Consider the following 21,627-nt stretch of genomic DNA (forward strand, 5'->3'; position numbering starts at 1 on the left):
CCCGCGCCGCCATGCGCGCTTACGCGGGGTTGGGCCCCACGTGCCTTAAGGCCCGGCGGTTTTCGGACCCGCGGGGGGGGGGGGGGCCCGGGCCGACGCGCGGCGCGGCCCGTGCCCCGCCCGTGCCCCGCCCGTGCCCCGCCCGTGCCTCGCCCGTGCCTCAGCCGATGCTGAAGGCGCCGTCCGGCGGGGGCGGGGAGTCGGTGGCGTTCGCGTCCGTGACCGGGGCGGTACGACCGACCAGGGCGGAGAGGTCCTCGCCCTCGGTGAGGCGGGCCGGGAAGATGTCGCCCGCCAGCAGCCGGGTCAGCTCCGTCACCGGCAGCGGCGCCGTCGAACCGGCCAGCAGGATGTTGCCGTACCGGCGCCCGCGCAACACCGGGGCCTCCGCGACCAGGCAGACGTACGGGAACACCGCCCGCACCGTCGCCGCCTGCGCCCTGGCGAAGGCCAGCGGCGGACCGTCCGCCAGGTTGGCGGCGTAGCAGCCGCCCTCGCGCAGCGCGCTCGCGGCGAGCCGCAGGAACTCCACCGAGGTCAGGTGCGCCGGGGTACGGGAACCGTGGAAGACGTCCGCGATCACCAGGTCCTGGCTGCCCGCCGACGTCGCGGCCAGCGCCTCCCGGGCGTCGCCGACCGTCGCGGTGATGTCCGCCCCGGGCCCCTGCCAGGGCAGGTGCTCGGCGACCAGCTCCAGCAGCGGCCCGTCCACCTCCACCACCCGCTGCCGAGAACCGGGCCGGGTCGCGGCCAGGTAGCGCGGCAGTGTCAGCGCGCCCCCGCCGAGGTGCAGCACGTCCAGCGGCCGCCCGGCGGGCGCGAGGGCGTCGGCGAGGTGGCCGAGCCTGCGGGTGTACTCGAACTCCAGGTGCGTCGGATCGGCGAGGTCGACGTACGACTGCGGAGTGCCGTCCAGGGTGAGCAGCCAGCCGCCGTCCCGGTCGATGTCCGGCATCAGCTTGGCGAAGCCGAGGTCGGTCCGCCGACCGACCGGCACCGGCTCCTCCGTCACGCGTTCTCCCCCACCGGCCGCACGTCCAGGTACGCGGCCAGCCAGCGGTCCAGCTCGGCGAACGCCTGGGTCCGGGCCGCCTCACCGGAGAGCACCAGGTCGTGCATGCCGCCCTTGATCCGCACGACCGTCACGTGCCGGCCCAGCCGCGACCCCTGCGCGGCGATGTCGTCGGCGCGCAGCACGGCGTCGGCGTGGTGCAGGGCGTTGTGCCACTTGGTGGTGGAGATCGACTTCGTCGAGGCCATCAGCAGCACCGGCACATCGATCCCGAGCCCGTTCCGCAGCTGTCGGTGCCCCTGGTGAATCGCCGACAGCCAGCCCGCGAACAGCGGGAAGCCCTCCGCCGGCTTCAGCGTCAGGTCGAAGTCCCACTCGCCCTTGTGGTCCTTGTGCAGGCTGTGGGTGTAGTGCGGGTTCAGCGAGGACGGCAGGATGCGGGTCGGCGCCAGCCTGCCGATCGCCGTCACCACCGGGCCCCCGGCGGTCCGGACAGCCGGCCCGGCCGGCATCGACAGGAACGGGCTGTTCAGGAACAGCCCGTCCACCACCCCCTGGCCCGCCCGTCGGCCCGCCCACAGGGCGGCCACCAGCCCGCCGGTGGAGTGCCCGTTCACCAGCAGCTGCCGGTGCCCGTCCATCTCCCGGATGATCCGCACCGCCTCGTCGATCTCCTCGTCGTACTCGGCGAGGTCCCGGACGAAGTTCGGCGACTGGTGCGGCCGCAGGGAGCGGCCGTACTTGCGCAGGTCGAGGGCGTAGAAGGAGAAGCCGAGGTCGGTGTAGTGGTCCGCCAGATTGGTCTGGAAGAAGTAGTCGTTGTACCCGTGGATGTACAGGACGGCCCGGTCCGCCCCCGGCACCACCCGGCGCACCAGGGTCGCGCAGACGGCGCCCTCGCCGTCGGGCCGCAGCGTCAGCTCGGCCGCCTCGTAGGGGGCACCGAGGATGTCTTCCCGAAACTCCATCTGCCCTGAACCCGTCCCTCTGCTCCGCCCGCCCGTTACGGCAGGTGACCACCCGTTCCGAGCCACGACGATACCGGCCGGTAGGGGCGGAGCGCTCGGCGGCGGGGTCGCGTGCGGAGCTCGCCCCTCCGGTTCGGCCGGGATCCGCCGGGATCCGCCGGCCGTTCCTGCCCGTTCCTAGCGCCGCGCCAGCCACGTCGCGATGTCGTCGACCATCGCCGGCTCGACGTGCCCCGGTCGCGCGTACTCGGCCGGAGTGGAGCGGCCACTGCCGGAGAAGAAGAGGTGATTGGAATCCTGGTGGATCCGGCTGACCGCCTCGGAGCGGTCCCCCAGGACGGCCTGCCAGCGCGTCAGGTCGTCGGCAACGGTGACCTGGTAGTCCCGCCCGCCCTGGAGGATCAGCATCGGGCAGGTCAGCCCGGCCGCCGTGGACACCGGGTCGTACGCGCGCAGGTCGAGCCAGTAGGGGGCGGAGAGCCCGAGCGGCAGCAGATCCGACGGCGTGTCCGGCGTGAGGTCGGAGCCGGCCACCAGTGCGGCCTGCCGGGTCAGCGCCGCCACCGCCTCGTCCGCCCCAGGGGAGGGAGCGAGCGCCGCGAGATGGCGGGCGACCCGGACGACGGCCTCGTGCATCGGCTGGGCATCTGCGGCGAGCAGCACCAGCCCGGCGATCGACGGGTCGGCGGCTGCGATCCGGGGCGCCACCTTGCCCCCCATGCTGTGGCCGAGCAGGTGGATCAGCTGATCGGCGAGCTGCGCGCGGCCATCGTGACCAGGCTGGCCAACCGGCCGGGCCCCGAGCGGGTGCAGTACCTGCTCAGCCCGATCCACTTCCCGGTGGAACCCACGCCGTCGTGAGCCGTACGCCCGAGAGCCGAAGTCGATCACCCGACGGTCCCGGCGATGCCGTTGCGCACCCCGCACGGGGTAGCCGTCCGCGCCTCCTGACCACTTCTCGTGCGCCTGCTGTGCGCCGGTGTTCATGTGGAACGCTTCCCGGACGGACAAGGCGAGTTGGGGAGTTTGCATGCAGCACGGGCACACCGATCCGTCGCTCTACCGGTCGGCCGCGGAGGCGATCGCCGCGCCGCCGGAAACATTGGCGTACGTGGCCGGGTTCGACCGGTCGGCGCGGCAGCCGGACGCGTTGCTGACCGTCGACACGGATCCGGCGTCGGCGAGCTACGGGAAGGTGCTCAACTTCGCCGAACTGCCCACGCTGGGTGACGAGTTGCACCACTTCGGGTGGAACGCCTGTTCCAGCGCCCTCGCACACGCCTGCCACGAGAACCCGGAGCGGCGGTTCCTCCTCCTCCCGGGGCTCCGGTCGTCGCGGCTGCACGTGATGGACACCCGGCCGGACCCGGTCCGCCCGCGCCTGGTCAAGACCGTAGAGGCGAAGGAGCTGGCCGCCAGGGCGGGCTATTCGCGCCCCCACACCCTGCACTGCGGCCCGGACGGTGTGTTCCTGTCCTGCCTCGGGTCCGCCGAGGGCGCCGACGGGCCGGGCGGCGTCGCGCTGCTCGACCACAGCACCTTCGAGGTGCTCCGCCCGTGGGAGACCGAGCGCGGTCCGCAGCACTTCGCGTACGACGTCTGGTGGCACCTCGGCACCGATGTCGGGGTGACCAGCGAGTGGGGCACCCCGTGGATGGTGGAGGACGGGGTGCTGCCCGAGCAGTTGCTGGCCCGCAAGTACGGGCACGCGCTGCACTTCTGGGAGTTGAGCACCGGGCGGCACCTGCAGCGGATCGATCTCGGGGACCAGTACCAGATGGTGCTGGAGCTGCGTCCCGCGCACGATCCGCAGGCGGAGTGGGGGTTCGCCGGGGTGGTGACGAATGTCGAGGACCTCTCCTCCTCGGTGTGGCTCTGGTACCGGGAGGGGCCCGCGTTCACCGCGCGCAAGGTGATCGAGATTCCCGCCGAGCCGGCCGCAGCGGAGCAACTGCCGCCCGCGTTGCGGCCGTTCAGGGCGGTGCCGCCGCTGGTGACGGACATCAACCTGTCGGTGGACGACCGCTGGCTGTACGTGTCGGCCTGGGGCACCGGCGAGTTGTTCCAGTACGACGTCTCGGACCCGTTCCACCCCCGGCTGGCCTCCTCCGTCCGGCTCGGCGGGGTGGTGGCCCGCACGCCGCACCCGGCGGAGCCGGGCCGGCCGTTGAGCGGGGCGCCGCAGATGGTGGAGATCAGCCGGGACGGGCGGCGGCTGTACCTGACCAACTCCCTCTACGGCGCCTGGGACGACCAGTTCTACCCGGACGGCATCGAGCCGTGGATGGTCAAGCTGGACGCCGATCCCGAGGCCGGCGGGCTGAGCATCGACGAGCGGTTCTTCCCGCACGGCGACGACTTCCGGGGCCTGCGCGTCCACCAGACGCATCTGGCGGGTGGCGACGCCTCCTCCGACTCCTACTGCTACCGGTAGGCGGCCTACCGGTAGAGCGCCTGGTCGTACCGGATCGGCACGGATCGGGCGCGAGCCGGGGTGCTGCGTCGCGTAGGCGTCCGTGACGCGGTCAGGCCCGGGCGGGCTGCAGGGCAATGGACGGCGTGATGGCCTCGTCCCCGCCAGGGGGCGAGGCCATCGGCGTTGGTGAAGGTCAGCCGCTGGCGCATCCGGCGGCAGCGGAGGCCGGTTCGGTGGCCTGCTTCGCTCCGGCTGAAATCTGACCATTCGTGTGGCGGAACGCGGCGCGCGTCGGCTTGTGCGAACAGGCCGCAACCGTTTCCCTGAGTCGCGTCAATCACCAGGTCCGCCGTCAGCCGGTATGCCCGCTGACAGGTAGCCACTCCGGGAGTTATCGTGCGCGTACGAAGCCTATCTGTCGCAGCCGCAGCCGCTCTTCTCGCCCTGGTCCAGCCAGGCCTCGCCACCGCGAAGGACGACCCCAGCACCACGGTCACGTTCACCGTCACGTCCGGCGCATTGACGCTGTCGGTACCGGTCAGCGCCAACCTCGGCTCGGGAGCGCCCGGCACCACGATCAGCGCGCCGATCGGCCCCTGCACCGTCACCGACAACCGCGCCCTCCTCTCGGCCACTTGGACGGTGACCGCGGCGGAGACGGACTTCGCGAACGGTACGCAGACGATTCCCGCCACCGACGCCACCTACTCGGCCGGGACGGTGACGACGACCGGTACCATCACCGTCACTACGACGAACGTGACGCTGAGCAACAGCGCGCAGACGGTAGTCACCGGGACCGCCGGCGTCGGAGACAACACCGCGAGCTGGGACCCGACAGTCGCCGTCAACGTGCCCGCCAGCGCCGTCGGCGGAACCTACACCGGAACGCTGACCCAGTCCGTTGCCTGACGGAATGAAGGGGGCGTGCCGGTACTGGGTTCTCCTGCTGATGCTGGCCTTCGTGCAGGCCGCCGGGGTGATGCCGGCGGCGCACGGGGCGCCCGGGGCTCCACCCCCCCAGGACCCGGCTGCGGGCAGGACCATCGGCATCAAGCTGCTCGACGCCCCGGAAGACCGCCGTGCCGACCCCAGAGCGCATGCCTACATCGTCGACCACCTCGCACCCGGCTCGACCATCGAGCGGCGGGTGGAAGTCACCAACCAGTCGTCCACACCGATGCACGTCAACATCTATGCCGCGGCAGCCAGCATCGCGAAGGGCGAGTTCACCTTCGCGCCGGAGCACACCCCCAACGAGCTGACCGGCTGGACATCACTCGATACGACGGGCCTTGATCTGGCGGCCTCCGAAACGGCGCGGGTCCGCACCACCGTCCAGGTGCCCAGGGACGCCACCGCCGGGGAGCGGTACGGCGTCATCTGGGCGCAGACGGGCAACCCCACGGACCGCTCCCACACTCTGACGGTGCTGGGCCGGGTGGGCGTCCGCATGTACATCGACGTCGGTCGCGGTGGTGAGCCACCCTCGGACTTCAAGATCGAGCGGCTCTATCCGACCCGGGACCGCGACGGGCGGGAAGAGGTTCGCGCCCGGATCCACAACACGGGGGGCCGCGCCCTGGACATCAGCGGGGCACTCTCCCTCCTCAACGGGCCGGGCGGGCAGCACGCCGGACCGTTCTCGGCCGCCAAGACGGGCACCACACTGGCTCCGGGCGACCGGGGGGAGGTGGTCGTCCCGCTGGACGCACCGCTGCCGAACGGCCCGTGGACAGCGGAGCTCACGCTCAGAAGCGGCCTGGTCGAGCACACCACCCGCGCCACCATCACCTTCCCGACGACCCCCGGCAGCATCGGAGCGGTCGCCGCGGTCGCCCAGGAAGAGGACTTCCCCACCCCCGCGGTCGCCTGGCTTTCGGCCCTCGCCCTCGCCCTCGCCGCTCTCTGCCTTCTCCGCACCAGGTTCCTCCGGCGTCGCCGATGACCACTCCGACCAAGTCCCGCCCCCGCAGGTGTGTTTGTCGACTCTGTGCGCTCGCCACGATCACCGTCGTGTTGCCTTCGCGAGCCCACTCATGCATGCGTAAAGTAATGTCCATGTCACGATGAGTATCTACGGCTTGTTATCGACGGCTGGGAGCGGAGATATCGGTGTTCAGACATGAGAGAGGGCGAGCCGGAGCAAGCCGCGGCACGGGAGCTACGGGCGGCATGTTTCGATCGTGGCTGAGGGTGCGGGCCCGCAGGGCGGGGGCGGTCACGCTGACCGGGCTGGCCGTCCTGGTGATCGTCCTGGCCACGACCTGGACCGCCACGGTTCAACCCACCTACGTCGCCCAGGTCAGCGACGGGGCGGTGCCGATGATCGACACCTTCACCGCCACCGGCCTCAGCAAACCCAGTGGCACCGCCACCGCTGGCGCCGTCAGGGCCAGCGGTACCGGCAGTACCAGCCTCACGTTTACGGTCATCCCGGTCAGCCTGACCATCGCCAAGAGTCACACGGACCCCTTCATCCGGGGCGAGGACGGCGTGTACACCATCACTGTGGGCAACCTCGCGACGGCCAGCCCCACCAACGGCACCCCGGTCATCGTCCACGACACCCTCCCCGAAGGCCTTCGGGCCGACAGGATCACCGGTGCGGGATGGAACTGCGTTCTGGCCACCCTCACCTGTACACGCAGCGACATCCTGCCTGCCGGGCAGAGCTACCCGCCCATCACCCTGACGGTCGACGTCTCCTGCCACGCCCGTGAGCAGGTCACCAACACCGCTACCGTCACTGGAGGCGGTGACACCACCACCCACACCGCCACCGACCCCACCACGATCAAGCGCCACGGGCACGACGACGACGGGCACGACGGGCACGACGGCCACGGCGGCCACGACGGCCACGACGGGCACCATGACCACTGCGACAACAACGACCACTGGTAACACTCAGCCCGCGTGGACGTAGCGGGAGGTGGTGGAGGTCCTCCGTCTCTGCAGCGGACCTCCACCACCTCCCGCGTCGGCACCGAGACACTCGACAACAACTCCCGGCCGGCCCACCGCATGATCAAACAGTGCCTTCGGCCCCTCCGTATGTGCCGTCCACGTCGGGCGGCAGGCCGCCGCGCGGCGGTCCGAGGCGCAGCCGGTCGCCGACGGCGGTGTGCTCGACCAGGGCCGCGCTGACGCCGCCGGGACCGGTGCGGCGGACGTGGAACTCCAGCTCGTCGTCGGCGCGCGGGGCGCGGCCCATCGAGTACTGCCGCCAGGTGTGCGGCAGCGCGGGGTGCTCAACGGTGCCGAACTGTCCGGCGCGGTAGGGGTACGGCTCGCCGGTGCGCACCCGCAGGACGGCGAGGTCGGGGCGGCGGCGTTCGTGGCCGGTGACCACGGCGTGCCAGTACGGGGGTTCGGCGAGCGCGGAGTCGGCGCCGGCGACCATCGCGCCGACGGCGAAGCGCAGCATCCGCACCCAGGCGGCTTCCAGCTCCTCGGTCCAGCGCTCGCCGGCCCGGTGCCGGAGGGCCGCGCACAGAGCCTCCTCGAAGGCCTCGTAGTGGACCGGTCGGACGCCCAGTTTCCGGTGCTCACGGCCTAGTTGACGTAGCGTCCGGTGGAGTCCGGCGGGGCGGTGCAGGTGGCCGATCAGGTGGCGGAAGATCCGTTCCAGGTGGGTCTGCTGGAACTCCATCGAGGCGGGGAAGAGCGGTCGCAGGTAGGGGCGGCGGCGGAACATGACCGCGTAGAGGTGGTCGATCAGCTCCGCGAGCGGCGCGACCAGGTCGAGGTCGCGCCGGATCAGGTACTGGTCTCTCGCGCCGTCGTAGCCCTCGCCGCCGCCGATGCCGTGGCCGGCTCCGGATCCGGGCCCCGACGGCGAGGCGGGGGTGAGGAGTTGGCGCCGCAGTCGCATCGCGTGGTGGCGGGCGATCAGACGGTCGTACTCGGCGGTGGCGGTGACCCTGCTGCTGTTGTCCATGACCTGCCCAGTCAACTGCCGCCCACCTGGCACGAGAAGGGCCGATCGCCTCGGGCGGACCCGGGACCATCGGCCCTGTATCGACGAACCGGTCGAAACGCCTACCGGCTCTGCTCGGCGGTCCGCTCAGCCGCGTCCGCGGACTCCTCGCGCAGCTCGGTGGCCGCCCAACTGGCCAGCAGCCGAAGGGACTCGGCGGAGGCGGAGCCCGGTTCGGCGTGGTAGGTGACCAGTACCTGGTCGCCGTCCCCGGCCGGGCGCAGCGTCTCGTACTGCAGGGTGAGCCGGCCGACCACCGGGTGGTGCAGGTGCTTGGTGCCGTGGCCCTTGTCCTGGATCTGGTGGGTGGCCCACAGGCGACGGAAGTCATCGCTCTTGACGGAGAGTTCGCCGATCAGCGAGGCGAGCCGGGGGTCGTCCGGGTCGCGCCCGGCGTCCAGCCGCAGGATGCCGACCACGTCGGTGGCCTTGGTCTCCCAGTCCTGGTAGAGCTCGCGCGCGGCCGGGTCGAGGAAGACGTGCCAGGCCATGTTGCGCTGCTCGGGCAGCATCGTGGCGAAGTCGCCGAGCAGGGCGGTGCCGAGCCGGTTCCAGGCGATGATGTCCAGCCGCCGCCCGAGCACGTACGCGGGCACGCCCTCCATCGCGTCCAGCAGCTGCTGCAGCGCGGGCCGGACCCGCTGCGGACGGGCGGCGGCGCGGCCGGCGCGGCGGCGGGCGGGCTTGGTGAGCCGGCCGAGGTGGTCGCGTTCGGCAGGGCTGAGCCGCAGTACCCGGGCGATGGCGTCGAGGACGGCGGTGGAGACGTTCTCGCCGTGGCCCTGTTCGAGCCTGGTGTAGTAGGCGGTGCTGACTCCGGCCAGCTGGGCCAGCTCCTCGCGGCGCAGTCCGGGTACCCGCCGGCGGGTGGTGGTGTCCGGCAGGCCCACGTCCTCGGGCCGCAGCCGGGCGCGGCGGGATCGAAGGAACTCGCTGAGTTCGGTGCGCTGGTCCATGACTGCAGTATGCGGGCGATCCGACGCGCCCGGGTGCGGGTGAGGGTGATACTGCCGTGCGTAGGTTCCGCTGTCCTACGTTCCGCTTCCCTACGCGCCGCTGTCGTACGCCCCGCCTTCGTACGACGATCTCTGGTCTGGTTGGCCTTCCGGCGCCGCCGCAGTCTTGTGGTCATGACGAACGAGACCACGCAGAACGCCGCCACCCGCACCGTCGCCGCCTACGCGGCCCAGCAGCCCGACGCCCCGCTGGCGAGGACCACCGTCACCCGCCGGGCCGTCGGCGAGCACGACATCGTGATCGACATCAAGTACTCCGGCATCTGTCACTCGGACATCCACCAGGTCGGCGAGGACTGGGGCACCGGGATCTTCCCGATGGTCCCGGGCCACGAGATCGCCGGCGTGGTCAGCGAGGTCGGCCCGGGCGTCACCCGCTGGAAGGTCGGCGACCGGGTCGGGGTCGGCTGCTTCGTCGACTCCTGCCGGGAGTGCGACAACTGCAAGGCCGGCCTGCAGCAGTACTGCACCGGTGAGGGCGGCGCCGTCTTCACCTACAACGCCATGGGCAAGGACGGCCTGCCGACCTACGGCGGCTACGCCGCGGAGCTGGTGGTGGACGAGGCGTACGCGCTGGGCATCCCCGACAGCCTGCCGCTGGACGCCGCCGCGCCGCTGCTGTGCGCGGGCATCACGCTGTACTCGCCGCTGGCGCACTGGGGCGCCGGCCCCGGCAAGAAGGTCGCGATCGTGGGCCTCGGCGGCCTCGGTCACATGGGCGTGAAGATCGCCCACGCGATGGGCGCGGAGGTCACCGTGCTCAGCCAGTCGCTGCGCAAGCGCGAGGACGGTCTGAAGCTCGGCGCCGACCACTACCGGGCCACCTCCGACCCGGCGACCTTCAGCGAGCTCGCGGGCAGCTTCGACCTGATCGTCAACACGGTCTCCGCCGACCTCGACCTGAGCGCCTACGTGGGCCTGCTGCGCACCGACGGCACCCTGGTGCAGGTCGGCATGCCGGAGAAGCCGGTCACGCTGCACCCGTACCCGCTGGCCACCGGGCGCCGCTCGCTGGCCGGTTCGATGATCGGCGGGTTGCCGGAGACCCAGGAGATGCTGGACTTCTGCGGTGAGCACGGCATCGGCGCCGAGATCGAGGTGATCCGGGCCGAGCAGATCAACGAGGCGTACCAGCGGCTGCTGGCCGGCGACGTCCGGTTCCGCTTCGTGATCGACGCCTCGACCATCTGAGCCTCGACCGACCGACGCCACGCCCCGCGCCCTGGTGCTCTCCCATCACCAGGGCGCGGGGCGCCGCCGTTATCCCCTGCCGGGGGTCAGACCCCCGCCGCCCCGGCCCCGGCCGCCGCCCGGCGCTCCGCGCGCCGGTCCTCCCGCCGCTGCCGTCCGCGGCGCAGCGGCTGGTCGGGCAGCCAGCCGAAGGTCAGACAGGCACCCACCACCCCGAGCAGCATCCCCATCAGGAAGCCGCCCAGGTTGGAGGTCACCCAGCTGACCAGCGAGGCGAGCACGGCGAGGACGGAGTAGAACAGCCGCTGCGCCGGGTTGAACAGGATCAGCAGGCCGCACAGCACCATCACCACCGGCACCAGGTACCCCGCCAGCCCGGCCATCCCGATGTGCAGGAGGACGGGCAGCGGGGCCCACAGCGTGAACAGGATCTCGGCGCCGCCGAGCGTGACCAGCAGCCCGCCCCAGAACGGTCGCTTGCCCCGCCAGTCGCGCCGCACCGGGCCCCCGGCGGGCGCGGACTCCGGTGCCGGGGCGACGGCGGCCGGAGCGGCGGGTGCGGGCGTGGCCGCGGCGGGCGCGGCGCCCGTCCCCTCGGCCGCCACCCCCTCGGGCCGCGGCACGTCGCCCTCGCCGGTTCCGGTCGGCTCCGGTACGGACTCCGTCACGGTCAGCAGCCCTTGGAGCTGAAGCTCAGCCGCAGGTTGGGCAGTTTGAACCCGACGGCTGTGCTCGCGTAGTTGTGCTGCTTGAGGTGCGTCAGCTGGACGTGGTCGGCCTGCTGGCCGAAGACGCCCCGGCCACCCTTGCCGATGTCGCCGGCCTTGTCGAAGGTACTGGCGTCGCCACCGATCTCGATGTTCTTGAACTCCGCGTCGCCGGACAGCAGATCGGAGTCGGTGGTGAGGTCGGAGGCGGAGACCGGGGTGCCGTTGTCGCCGGCGTGGATCACCAGGTTGACGCCGCCGAGGTCGACGCTCTGGCAGAGGTTGGTGATCTCGGCGGTCTTGATCGCCGACACCGCGACCAGCACCTGGCCGCCGGTGTTTCCCTTGTTGGGGCTGTTGGGGATCATGTGGTCCAGCGAGCCGAACTGCGCGAATCCGTCTCCGTCGAGCTTGTCCGCGGTGATCGTGAACGGCATGCCGGAGATGGAGAACTGCGCGGCGAGCACGCCTTGGGCGGTGAGGGTCATCAGGATGCCCCCGACCGCGACGGCCGGTACCGCCATCAGGACCGAGCGCTTCAGCCGTACCCGGCCTCTTCTCGCCCCGGTCGGCCTCTGCGGGGATTCCGCCGCGGCTGCGGCGTCCTCGGACATGGCCATGTGTGCTCCCTGTCGATGGATTGGGTGTGCAGGCACTGGCACGTTGCCCTGGCGCGGACAGCGTTGCGCATCCCGACCGGGCCGTCCGCCCCTCGGCAGCGGGGCGGGCTCGGTCGGAGCGCGAAGTAACTGGGAAGCTACTGCCCGGTATTGGCCGGGTCAATACGGGTGCACGAAGGATCTTCACCAATCCCGGCTCCGAGCCGCTCGGCCGCCTGCGCCGGGCCGAGGAAGGGAGCGAGGCAGAACAGGCTCAACACCGGTAGCAGTTCCGGCAGTTGATCAGTGAGACCGGAGTCGATCCGGCGGTAGACCGCGCTGTAGACGCCGCCCACCACGGCGTCCACCATCTCCTGCGCCCCCACGCCGCCCGGCAGTTGGGGCACCTCGGCGAAGAACGCCCGGAACCGGGTGAGGAGTTGATCCCGCTCGCGCCGGCCGGCCGGGCCGACCGACTCGATCTCGATCACCGCCATGGTCGCGAAGGACGGTGTCCCGGCGAGGAGTTGGAGCATCGCGTCGAGCGCCTGGCGAATCCCCGCGCACCAGTCGGATTCGGCCGCGAAGGCCGCCGCCATCCGCCGGATCACCACCCCGGTGCCGTACCGGTGCGCGGCCAGGAAGGCGTCCTCCTTGCCGCTGAACAGCTCGTAGAAGACCGGCCTGGTCACACCCGCCGCGCGGCAGATGTCGCTGACCGTGGCGTGCTGGTAGCCGCGTTCGGCCACCGTCCGGACCAGCCCGTCCAGCAGCCGCTCGCGCTGGGTCGCGGCGACCACCCCGGCGGGCAGCCGGCGAGGGCCGGGCTTGATCGATCTGGCCGGATCCCGGCCGGTCCGGGCACCCGGCAGCAGGATCACCTCGGCACTCCGGAAGTGGTTCCGATCCATCCCAACTCCTGTGTCCTGTATTGACATTGACGGAAGAGCGGGTTTACAACACTGGCAGGTTTCCAACCGGTGGGTGAGCAGGCCACCACCGGCCGACCTCCAGGGGCTCCGACGGCCCCGGGCCAGCCGCCCGGGCCTCGGGACCACGGCGGACCCTTGACCCGCGGCGGCGGCAGCCGCCGACGCGCACCCCCACGGCACCGCACGTCCGCACCGATCCGGCTCCGTGCCACTGCGAACCGAACCGCCGCGTACAACACCTCCGTACCACACACAACGCACCTGCACACCGCCGTACCGCACGAGCGGGCCCGTGGCGCCGGGCCCGCCCGCGCCACGGTCCGTCGGACCCCTCGTACGCCGAAGCCCTCGTACGCCGAAGCCCTCGTACGCCGAAGCCCTCGGCCCGCCGGAGCCCTCGGTACGCCATCACCTCCCCCGCCGTGCACGCCACCACACCCGCACGCGGGGACTCCCCCACCCGTCTCCGCACGGAGAGAGGCACCACTCATGCGCATCCGTCGCACGCTCGCAGCCGCATCCCTCGCAGCCATCGCCCTCACCGGCGCCGCCGTGGCACCGGCCCAGGCCGACGCCGCCGCCGTCCTGACCACCGGCAGCGCCTCCGGGCCGGCCGTCTCCGTCGGAGACACCCTCACCGCAAGTCTGGCCTCCGGCACCGCCGCGACCTTCACCGACGGCCCCGGCAGCTCAAACGGCGTCAGCTGCGCCACCTCCTCCTTCTCCGCGACCGTGACGTCCAACCCGGCCGCCCCCGGCAGCGCGACCGAGCAGCTCAACAGCCAGTCCTTCGACTCCTGCACCTCCAGCGTCATGGGCGTCATGGGCGTGCAGAGCGTCACCGCCACCAGCCTGCCGTACACCAACACGGTCACCTCCGGCTCCGGCAACAACGTCTCGCTCAACGGCGGCACCGCCGGCCCGGTGGGGATCACGGTGGTGCTGAACACCCTCCTGGGCACCATCGAATGCGACTACCAGAGCCCCAACGGCATCACCGGCTCCACCTCGAACAGCGGCAACACCATCGGCTTCGCCAACCAGCCGGCCAACCTGGTCTCCGGCCCGGGCCTGTGTTTCTCGACCGGCTACTTCAGCGCCAACTACGGCCCGGTCACCGACACCTCGGCCGCGGGCAGCCCGGTCCTGTACGTCAACTGACGTTCCGGGGCCCGGACGGACGGGAGCGGCGTACGACGGGCAGCAGCCCGCCGTACGCCGCTCCACCGCGCCCGGGCGGCTACGGCTTGATGCAGAAGTACACCACCATGCCGGCGGTCAGGCTCAGCAGGATCTGCCCCATCATGGCCACCGGCATCACATCCCGGTCCGACCTGCCCTCCCGCTTCGCCTCCATCAACCGCTGGGCGAGCTTCCGGCGGTGCCCGACGGCCCCCAACCCGAACGACAGGATCGCCGTGGAGAACATGGACAGCGCGTCGGCCGGATCCATCCCCTTGATCTCGTAGTGGGCCAGCAGGACCAGCGCCCCACCGAACGGCGCCAGCACCGTCATGATCCGGTACTCCCGCGTGGGCATGGACGGCACCCAGATCGCCCAGAACACCGCCGTCACCAGGACGGCGATCCACCACCACGTGGCCACACTCAGCCCGAGTGGAGTCATGTCCCCTACCCCCCAGTTCACAAAGGACGTTCGCTCACGCACGTCCACCACCGAGCACCCTAGCCACGCGTCCGGACCCCGGGCCCGGCGACCCCCCGAGACAAGCAAGTGACCGGCGGGTAGGGTGGCGCCGCACGGACACGGCGAACCGGAACGGGGCAGGCAGATGGCCAGCGGCAGCAGCGCGAACGGCGACGGCACGGGGTTCTTCGCGTCAGTGGCGGACACCGCCGACCGACTCGCCGCGACCGGGTACCTGGCCTCCACCGCCGTGGCCACCACCGTCTTCCTCGCCGACCGGCTCGGCAAGCCGCTGCTGGTCGAGGGCCCGGCCGGGGTCGGTAAGACCGAACTCGCCAAGGCCGTGGCCGAACTCGGGCAGGCCCGGCTGGTCCGGCTGCAGTGCTACGAGGGCATCGACGAGGCCCGCGCGCTCTACGAGTGGAACCACGCCAAGCAGCTGCTGCGGATCACCGCCGGCCGCGACGAGGGCTGGGACCAGGCCCGCACCGACATCTTCGGCGAGGAGTTCCTGCTCACCCGCCCGCTGCTCACCGCCATCCGCGGCGAGGAGCCCACCGTGCTGCTGATCGACGAGATGGACAAGGCCGACGTCGAGGTCGAGGCGCTGCTGCTGGAGGTGCTCAGCGACTTCCAGGTGACCGTCCCCGAACTCGGCACCATCACCGCGAGCCGCCGCCCCTTCGTACTGCTCACCTCGAACGCCACCCGCGAACTCTCCGAGGCCCTGCGCCGCCGCTGCCTCTTCCTCCACCTCGACTACCCGGACGCCGAGTTGGAGCGCCGGATCGTCCGGCTCAAGGTGCCCGGCCTGGACGACACGCTGGCCGCCTCCCTGGTCCGGGTGGTCGGCGCACTGCGCGCGATGGAGCTGCGCAAGGCGCCGTCCGTCGCCGAGACCATCGACTGGGCCCGCACCCTGCTCGCCCTCGGCGCGGACACCCTGGACGAAACAATCGTCCAGGACACCCTCGGGGTGATCCTCAAGCACCAGGACGACGTCCGGAAGGCCGCCCAGAAGCTCACCCTCGCGTGACGGCGCCGCAGCCGGCCGACACCGCGGCCCGACTGACCGGCCTGGTCCGCGCCCTGCGCGAGCACGGCCTGCGGATCGGACCGGCCGAGACGGTGGACGCCGCCGCCGTGCTCGACGTGCTCGGCTTCGCCGACCGCGAGCAGATGCGGGCCGGCCTGGCCGCCGCCCTGCTGCGCTCGGACGGCCAACGGGCCGTCTTCGACGCCTCCTTCGACCTGTTCTTCCCGCTCGGCGTCGGCACCCCCGAGGCCCTGCGCACCGACCCGCCGCCGCTGCCGGACGACCCCGAGCCGCCGCGCTTCGGCCGCCCCGACCCGCTCCGCGACCAGCTGCGCGAGCGCCTGGCCGCCGCCCTGGCCGCCGACGACCGGGCCGCCCAGGCCAGGCTGGCCGGCGAGGTGGTCGAGGCCTTCGGCCGGTACGGCACCGGGAGCACACCGGGATCGGACGGCTGGTCCGCCCACCAGGCGCTCGGCCGCCTCTCCCCCGAGACCCTGCTGGCCCGGATCCTCGCCGCCCTGCGCGAGAACCCCGGACCGGAGGACCTCTCCGACCGCGTCCTCGCCGACGAGATCCGCCGCCGCATCCGGGACTTCCGCGCCCAGGTCACCGGCGAGGCCCGCCGCCGGGTCGCCGAACTGCGCGGCCCCGAGCGGATCGCCGAACGCGCCGTCGCCCCCACCGCCGACCGGATCGACTTCCTCTACGCCGGCCGCGAGCAGCTCGCCGAACTACGGCGCACCGTCCACCCGTTGGCCCGCAAGCTGGCCACCCGACTCGCCGCCCGGCGCCGCCGCGCCGCCCGCGGGCAGATCGACCTGCGCCGCACCCTGCGCCGCTCGCTCGGCACCGGCGGGGTGCCGCTGCGCCCGGCGTACCGGCTGCGCCGACCGGCCCGGCCGGAGCTGGTGCTGCTGTGCGACGTGTCCGGCTCGGTGTCGGGCTTCGCCGACTTCACCATGCTGCTGGTCCGGGCGATGAGCGAACAGTTCAGCAAGGTCCGGGTGTTCGCCTTCGTCAACCGCACTGCCGAGATCACCGACCTGCTCCGGGAGAACAGCGCCGACCCGGCCCGGCTGGCCACCCGGATCCTCGCCGAGGCCAAGGTGATGGGCTACCACGGCAACAGCGACTACGGCTCCGCCCTCGGCGAGTTCGCCGACCACCACCTGGACGCCGTCGGCCCGCGAACCTGCGTGCTGGTCCTCGGCGACGCCCGCAACAACCACCGCGACCCCAACCTGGACGCGCTGCGCCGGATCGCCGGCCGGGCCCGGAGGGTGTTCTGGCTCAACCCCGAACAACCCGCCCTCTGGCCGACCGGCGACTCCGCCGCGCTCGCCTACGCGGACGTCGTGGAGATGCACCCCTGCCGCAACGCCCGCCGCCTCGGCGAGCTGATCGCCCGCCTGCTACCGGTCTGAGGAAGGATTAGTCCAGCGTCTTCAGGAAGTCCAGCAGCGCTTCCGTCACCTCGGCCGGGCGCTCCTGCTGCGTCCAGTGCCCGGTGTCCGGCAGCCGGACGTGCCGGTGCAGCCGGGGCGTCAGGTGCTCCAGCAGGTACGTCACCACCTCGGGCGCGATCATCGCGTTCACCAGGTCCTGCTCGCCGGCCACGTACAGCGCGGGCGCCTCGATCCGCCGGCCGGCGAACGCCGCCATCAGCTCGTTGTTCCGGTCGATGTTGCGGTACCAGTTGAGCCCGCCGGTGAAGGCGTGCTCCCCGTGCAGGGCGTAGTCGGCCGCGAACGCCTCGATGTCCGCCTCGGTGAGCCAGTCCGGCAGCCGTTCGGGCTCCGGGACACTGTCCAGCAGACCCTGGCCGTCGGGGACCACCCACGGCCGCGGCTTGCCCTCGGGGGAGATGCCGCCGAGGATGCGGCGGAAGCTGCTCCTCAGGTCGGCCGCCAGCTCGGCGTCGGCCCGGCCCGGCTGCTGGAAGTAGATCTGGTAGAAGCCCTCGCCGAAGTTCTCCCTGGCAGCGGCCAGCGGCCCCGGCCCGGCCGTCACCGGCGGCACGCTCAGCCCGGCCACCCCGCGCACCAGGTCCGGCCGCAGCGCGGCGGTGGCCCAGGCGACCGGCGCTCCCCAGTCGTGGCCGACCACCACGGCCCGCTCCTCGCCCAGCGCGCCGATCAGCGCGGTCACGTCCCCGACCAGGTGCAGCAGGGTGTACGCGTCCACGTCCTCGGGCTGCGAGCTGCGGGCGTACCCGCGCTGGTCGGGGGCGACCACCCGGTACCCCGCCTCGGCGAGCGGTGCGAACTGGTGCCGCCAGGAGTACCAGCTCTCCGGGAAGCCGTGCAGCAGCAGGACCAGCGGCCCCTCGCCCTGCTCCGCGAGGTGCAGCCGGACGCCGTTCACCTCGACGTGGCTGTGCTTGATCGCGTCGTTCAACTCCGCTCCCGGTTCGCTTCGATGGATCCGTTCGGTGGGTCCGTCCGACCCCCTGCCCAGCCCAACGCCCACGCAATCCCCGCGAATTCCCCTTCCGGCATGGACACGCGGAAAGCAGCCGAGGCCGCCCCGGGAATTCCGGGACGGCCTCGGCCTCAGCGTTGCGCTGAACTGATTGAGCGTCAGTTCACCGTGTAGCTGTACGGGATCGCCGCGAGCACCGAACCGGTGGTGCCCAGGCTGTTGTTGGCGGTCGGCGCGAAGGTCGGGCCGGACACCAGGTAGAGGATGCCCTTGACCGTGCTGCCCTTCGGGCCGGTCGGGGTCACGGTCACCTGCAGCGAGCCGGTGGCGCCCGGGGCGACGGTCACCGGGTTGGCGGCCGGAGCGGAGGCGTTGACACCGGAGGCGAACGGGTCACCGGTGCTGGAGGCCAGCGCCGGGTCGAACGCCAGGGTGTGCGCGCTGGCGGTGATGGTGGAGGTACCGGCCGGCGCGGCGTTGTTGCCGAACGGGCCAATCTGCTGGACGAAGGTGCCCCAGGAGCCGGGGACGACCGGCTGCTCGGCGCTGCCCTTGTCGGTGACGACCGAGATGGTCGAGCCGTCCTGGGCCTTCTTCAGGTCACCGAACAGGTCCGGCGAGCCGGTGGTGGCGTTCAGCTCGATCTGCGCCGGCGTCGAGGACGCCGCCACGGCCTTGAGCTGGTCGGTGCCCGGGGGCACCAGGAAGCCGGGGACCGAGGAGGTCAGGCTCAGCGGCAGGTTGACCGAGGCCGAGGCGCCCTGCGGCACCAGCGGCAGGTCGACGCGCTTGTCGAGCCGGCCGTCGGCCGCGATGCGCTGGGTGGCCGCGGTGTTGTTGGTGTAGTTCACCTGGACGGTGACCGGCTTGCCGGCCGCCAGCTTGGTCTTCGCGTCGTTGGGCAGACCGGCCGCGGTGGCCTGGTTCTGGTTGAACGCGATGGTACCGGTGAAGTCCTGGGCGAGCTCCTGGCCGCTGACCGGGCCGAGCACGTTCAGGACGAACCGCCAGTGGCCCTCGGCCGGGTTGACGGTGGTGGCCGAGACACCGTTGGAGGTGCCGGTCAGGTTGCCCTGGGCGTCGAACAGCGCGTTGCCCTCGATGTCGATCGGGGTGCCGTTCGGGCTGATCAGCGCGCCCTGCATGAGCAGGTTGGCGTCCTTGGCGACGGTGACGCCGACCCGCAGGTCCTTCTGGCCCTTCGGGACGTCGAAGCCGTAGGTGAAGCTCTGCGTCGGCGAGGAGCCGCGGCCGTTGCCACCGGTGATGGTGCCGGTGAAGGTGCCGGTGCCATTGGTGACCGGGACGAGGCTGCGCAGGATCACCGGAACGCTGGTGGTGTTGCCGTTCGAGCTTGAGACGGTGACCGCCTCGCTCGAGTCGCCGCTGGTCGCCGGGGTGGTGAGCTGGACCTTGAGGGTCTTGGTCTCACCGGGCTTCACGTCGGTGCTGTTCGGGCTCACCGCGCCGGCCGGAACCGCGCGCTGGGTGGAGGTGCCGAACTGGACGTCGCCGGTGTAACCGGCCTTGCCCGCCGGGGTGTACATGATCGCGGTCCACTCACCGGCGACCGGGTGCGGGACGTCCACCAGGCCGAAGTTGGCCGGGGTCGCACCGCCCTGCGGACGGGTGTTGGTCTCGAAGCGGCCCGACGGGTCGAGCAGCGTCATGCGGACCACGGGGCCGTTGGTGACCGGGTTCGGGCCACCGTGCCAGGCGATCGACGCCGCGAGGCGGTCGGCACCGGCCGGAACCGTGAACTTGACCTGCTTCTGCACCCAGTCGGCACCGTTGGTGGCGTACTTGAAGGTGTCCGTGGAGGCCGAGTCCATCTTGACGGTCTGCTGGTTGTTCGCCAGCGGCGCGAAGCTGCGGGTCGCGGCGCTCACCGTCTGGGTCTCGTCACTGGTGTTGGTGACGGAGATGTCGGCGGTGTGGGTCGAGCCGGGGGTGCCGGAGATGCTCAGCTGGCCGGTGTTGACCACGACGGTCTTGGCACCGTCGGTGCCGTCGCCGTCGTCGTAGCCGCGGGCGGCCTCGACGGCGGCCCGGACGTTCAGCAGACCGGCGCCCTGCTCCTCGGCCGGAACGCCGAGGTCGGTGGCGGTACCGGTGATGAACTTCTTCACCAGCGCCGGGGACGGCGAGTCGCCGCCGTGGGTGTCGCGGTAGGCCTGGATGACCAGGGCCGCGGCGCCGGTGACGAACGGGGCGGCCTGGCTGGTGCCACCGAAGGGCTGGATGCCCGAGGGCTTGCCGTTGAAGTCGGTGCACTCGGTGTACTTGGTGGTGTCGGGGGTGCAGAGCGCCCAGTCCGACTCACCCGGGGCGACCAGGTCGACGGTCCGGCCGGCCTGGGTGAAGCCACCCGAGGACAGCGCGGAGATGCGGTTGTTGCTCCAGGTCTTGTTGGAGAACTTGGAGGCCGCGTAACCGGTCTGCTGGTAGTTCTGGTTGTCCGTCGAGGCGCCGACCGCGATCACGTTCGGGTCGGTGGCCGGGGTGCCGATCGTCCCGCTCAGGCCCGCGTCACCGGAGGAGACGGAGACCGTGACACCGGCCTTGACGGCCTGGTCGTTGAAGAGCGAGATGGTGTCGTGCGCGCCGCTGTCCGGGGTGACGTTGCCACCGAAGGACTCGTTCAGCACGTCGACGTGGGCGACCCGCACCGCGTAGTCGATGGACTGCAGGATCGACGAGTTCGACATCATCTCGCCGCCGGCCTTCAGCGCGACCAGGTCCGCGTCCGGGGCGAGGCCCTTGATGCGGATGTTGCAGCCGGCCGGCAGCGGGTGCGAGGAGTTGACGAACTTGGAGACGTCGTAGGTCTGGCGCCCCTGGGCGATGACCGCCGAGGCGTCGCCGAAGGCCTCGGCGGCGCCGGTCGGCGCACCCCAGCCGTCACCCGCGAAGTCCTGGTAGTCGACGACGGCGTGCGAACCGTCGGCCCGGATGAAGTCCGGGTTGTTCGGGTCGAGGCTGTCGGCGATGTAGGCGACCTTGACGCCCTTGCCGGTGGCCAGGTCGGCCGCGCCGGGCTGACCGTTGCCGGTCACGCCGCGCACCGAGTACAGGCCCTCCGGCTCCAGCAGCGGCTTGGAGGGGTCGGAGGGGCAGACCGCGTTGGTCGCGTTCTCCTCGGGCTGGCCGTTGCTGCCCGAAACGGCCTGCGGAGCGGCATCGCTCTTGGCCGCACCGGCCGTGGCCTCGTCCGCGGTCTTCGCCTTGGTCGCGGCGATCGGGGCCACCTGGACCTGAGCGTCCGCCACCACGGTGGCGACCGCCGGGTCGGCCTGCAGCTTGGCGCGCAGCGCCGGGCTGACCGTGGCCGAGAAGGCGTTGCCGACCACGAAGCTCTTGATGTTGGTGCCGCCGTTGGCCTTGACCTTGTCCAGCAGCGGCGCCTGGGAGTTGGCGGTCTTCTGCTGGCGGTCGCCCAGGTGGCCGTGGTCGGCCGGGGCGTCCGCTATCTGGTCCTTCAGGATCACGATCACCGGTGCCGGCGCCCCGTCCGCAGACGCCGCCTGGGCGTTCTGCGGGTCCTGGAGCGGGGCTGCGTTGGCGATGGTCCCGAGAGTCAGGACCATGGACGCGGTGGTGACCGTGACGGCGGCTGCAAGCTGGGTCTTCCGCCAGCCGATCAATGGACATCCTTTCGTCTGATGAGACGTCAGGTTGCACGGCCCAGCGTACGCGGAT

20 protein-coding genes are annotated in these 21,627 nt (G+C 71.8%); 9 read left to right on the plus strand and 11 right to left on the minus strand.

The window, feature by feature from the left end; all coding sequences use genetic code 11:
* Positions 1 to 160: 160 nt before the first annotated feature.
* The 3 genes from ACIRYZ_RS18445 to ACIRYZ_RS18455 all read right to left on the minus strand — a co-directional run bounded on the left by ACIRYZ_RS18445 (position 161) and on the right by ACIRYZ_RS18455 (position 2,688).
* Positions 161 to 955: a spermidine synthase gene (locus tag ACIRYZ_RS18445; RefSeq protein WP_402945732.1), complete on the minus strand. Its 795-nt coding sequence runs from the start codon at positions 953 to 955 to the stop codon at positions 161 to 163.
* A gap of 53 nt (positions 956 to 1,008) precedes the next feature.
* Positions 1,009 to 1,980 carry an alpha/beta hydrolase gene (locus ACIRYZ_RS18450; RefSeq protein ID WP_402945308.1) on the minus strand — a complete coding sequence of 324 codons (972 nt, stop codon included), beginning with the start codon at positions 1,978 to 1,980 and terminating at the stop codon, positions 1,009 to 1,011.
* Between the two features lie 177 nt (positions 1,981 to 2,157).
* Entirely contained in the window at positions 2,158 to 2,688 is a 531-nt protein-coding gene (locus tag ACIRYZ_RS18455) for a hypothetical protein (protein WP_402945311.1), read from the minus strand.
* Between the two features lie 15 nt (positions 2,689 to 2,703).
* Here ACIRYZ_RS18455 and ACIRYZ_RS18460 point away from each other — a divergent pair, with 15 nt between their 5' ends.
* The 5 genes from ACIRYZ_RS18460 (at position 2,704) to ACIRYZ_RS18480 (ending at position 7,303) form a co-directional block, all read left to right on the plus strand.
* Positions 2,704 to 2,841: a hypothetical protein gene (locus ACIRYZ_RS18460; RefSeq protein WP_402945314.1), complete on the plus strand. Its 138-nt coding sequence runs from the start codon at positions 2,704 to 2,706 to the stop codon at positions 2,839 to 2,841.
* Between the two features lie 169 nt (positions 2,842 to 3,010).
* Complete coding sequence (locus tag ACIRYZ_RS18465; protein WP_402945316.1) at positions 3,011 to 4,414, plus strand: selenium-binding protein SBP56-related protein; 1,404 nt, start codon at positions 3,011 to 3,013, stop codon at positions 4,412 to 4,414.
* 378 nt (positions 4,415 to 4,792) lie between these two features.
* Positions 4,793 to 5,308 (plus strand): hypothetical protein, encoded by a 516-nt coding sequence (locus ACIRYZ_RS18470; protein ID WP_402945318.1) that lies wholly within the window; start codon positions 4,793 to 4,795, stop codon positions 5,306 to 5,308.
* A gap of 4 nt (positions 5,309 to 5,312) precedes the next feature.
* Positions 5,313 to 6,344 (plus strand): peptidase, encoded by a 1,032-nt coding sequence (locus ACIRYZ_RS18475; protein ID WP_402945321.1) that lies wholly within the window; start codon positions 5,313 to 5,315, stop codon positions 6,342 to 6,344.
* Between the two features lie 227 nt (positions 6,345 to 6,571).
* Positions 6,572 to 7,303, plus strand: a complete 732-nt coding sequence (locus tag ACIRYZ_RS18480; protein ID WP_402945324.1) for a hypothetical protein — start codon at positions 6,572 to 6,574, stop codon at positions 7,301 to 7,303.
* A gap of 124 nt (positions 7,304 to 7,427) precedes the next feature.
* Here the strand turns inward: ACIRYZ_RS18480 and ACIRYZ_RS18485 are convergent, their stop codons facing one another.
* Both ACIRYZ_RS18485 and ACIRYZ_RS18490 read right to left on the minus strand, forming a co-directional pair.
* Positions 7,428 to 8,354, minus strand: a complete 927-nt coding sequence (locus ACIRYZ_RS18485) for a globin domain-containing protein (protein WP_402945326.1) — start codon at positions 8,352 to 8,354, stop codon at positions 7,428 to 7,430.
* 86 nt (positions 8,355 to 8,440) lie between these two features.
* A complete protein-coding gene (locus ACIRYZ_RS18490) occupies positions 8,441 to 9,334 on the minus strand; it encodes a helix-turn-helix domain-containing protein (RefSeq protein ID WP_402945328.1) in 894 nt (297 codons plus the stop codon).
* A gap of 174 nt (positions 9,335 to 9,508) precedes the next feature.
* Between ACIRYZ_RS18490 and ACIRYZ_RS18495 the strand changes: the two genes are divergently transcribed.
* Entirely contained in the window at positions 9,509 to 10,585 is a 1,077-nt protein-coding gene (locus tag ACIRYZ_RS18495) for an NAD(P)-dependent alcohol dehydrogenase (RefSeq protein ID WP_402945331.1), read from the plus strand.
* Between the two features lie 86 nt (positions 10,586 to 10,671).
* On the opposite strand, the gene ACIRYZ_RS18500 is transcribed toward ACIRYZ_RS18495, so the two are convergent.
* The 3 genes from ACIRYZ_RS18500 to ACIRYZ_RS18510 all read right to left on the minus strand — a co-directional run bounded on the left by ACIRYZ_RS18500 (position 10,672) and on the right by ACIRYZ_RS18510 (position 12,802).
* Complete coding sequence (locus ACIRYZ_RS18500; protein ID WP_402945333.1) at positions 10,672 to 11,253, minus strand: DUF6114 domain-containing protein; 582 nt, start codon at positions 11,251 to 11,253, stop codon at positions 10,672 to 10,674.
* Between the two features lie 2 nt (positions 11,254 to 11,255).
* Positions 11,256 to 11,912, minus strand: coding sequence for a DUF6230 family protein (locus ACIRYZ_RS18505; RefSeq protein WP_402945336.1), 657 nt, complete (start codon positions 11,910 to 11,912; stop codon positions 11,256 to 11,258).
* A 137-nt stretch (positions 11,913 to 12,049) separates the two neighbouring features.
* Complete coding sequence (locus ACIRYZ_RS18510; RefSeq protein WP_402945338.1) at positions 12,050 to 12,802, minus strand: TetR/AcrR family transcriptional regulator; 753 nt, start codon at positions 12,800 to 12,802, stop codon at positions 12,050 to 12,052.
* Between the two features lie 510 nt (positions 12,803 to 13,312).
* Between ACIRYZ_RS18510 and ACIRYZ_RS18515 the strand changes: the two genes are divergently transcribed.
* Positions 13,313 to 13,984, plus strand: coding sequence for a Tat pathway signal sequence domain protein (locus ACIRYZ_RS18515; protein WP_402945340.1), 672 nt, complete (start codon positions 13,313 to 13,315; stop codon positions 13,982 to 13,984).
* Between the two features lie 79 nt (positions 13,985 to 14,063).
* On the opposite strand, the gene ACIRYZ_RS18520 is transcribed toward ACIRYZ_RS18515, so the two are convergent.
* Positions 14,064 to 14,450 carry a hypothetical protein gene (locus ACIRYZ_RS18520; RefSeq protein ID WP_402945343.1) on the minus strand — a complete coding sequence of 129 codons (387 nt, stop codon included), beginning with the start codon at positions 14,448 to 14,450 and terminating at the stop codon, positions 14,064 to 14,066.
* A 166-nt stretch (positions 14,451 to 14,616) separates the two neighbouring features.
* On the opposite strand from ACIRYZ_RS18520, the gene ACIRYZ_RS18525 reads away from it, so the two are divergent.
* Positions 14,617 to 15,507, plus strand: coding sequence for an AAA family ATPase (locus ACIRYZ_RS18525; protein ID WP_402945346.1), 891 nt, complete (start codon positions 14,617 to 14,619; stop codon positions 15,505 to 15,507).
* Positions 15,504 to 16,931, plus strand: a complete 1,428-nt coding sequence (locus ACIRYZ_RS18530; RefSeq protein ID WP_402945348.1) for a VWA domain-containing protein — start codon at positions 15,504 to 15,506, stop codon at positions 16,929 to 16,931. Before ACIRYZ_RS18525 ends, ACIRYZ_RS18530 begins: the two co-directional genes overlap by 4 nt.
* A 7-nt stretch (positions 16,932 to 16,938) precedes the next feature.
* Here ACIRYZ_RS18530 and ACIRYZ_RS18535 read toward each other — a convergent pair whose 3' ends face one another.
* Together ACIRYZ_RS18535 and ACIRYZ_RS18540 are read right to left on the minus strand one after the other, a co-directional pair.
* Positions 16,939 to 17,904: an alpha/beta fold hydrolase gene (locus tag ACIRYZ_RS18535; RefSeq protein ID WP_402945351.1), complete on the minus strand. Its 966-nt coding sequence runs from the start codon at positions 17,902 to 17,904 to the stop codon at positions 16,939 to 16,941.
* Positions 17,905 to 18,086: 182 nt separating this feature from the next.
* Positions 18,087 to 21,572, minus strand: a complete 3,486-nt coding sequence (locus tag ACIRYZ_RS18540; RefSeq protein WP_402945355.1) for a S8 family serine peptidase — start codon at positions 21,570 to 21,572, stop codon at positions 18,087 to 18,089.
* Positions 21,573 to 21,627 lie beyond the last annotated feature (55 nt).

Origin of the sequence: Kitasatospora sp. NPDC101155, from assembly GCF_044768305.1 — a bacterium.
Taxonomy (GTDB): Bacteria; Actinomycetota; Actinomycetes; order Streptomycetales; family Streptomycetaceae; genus Kitasatospora.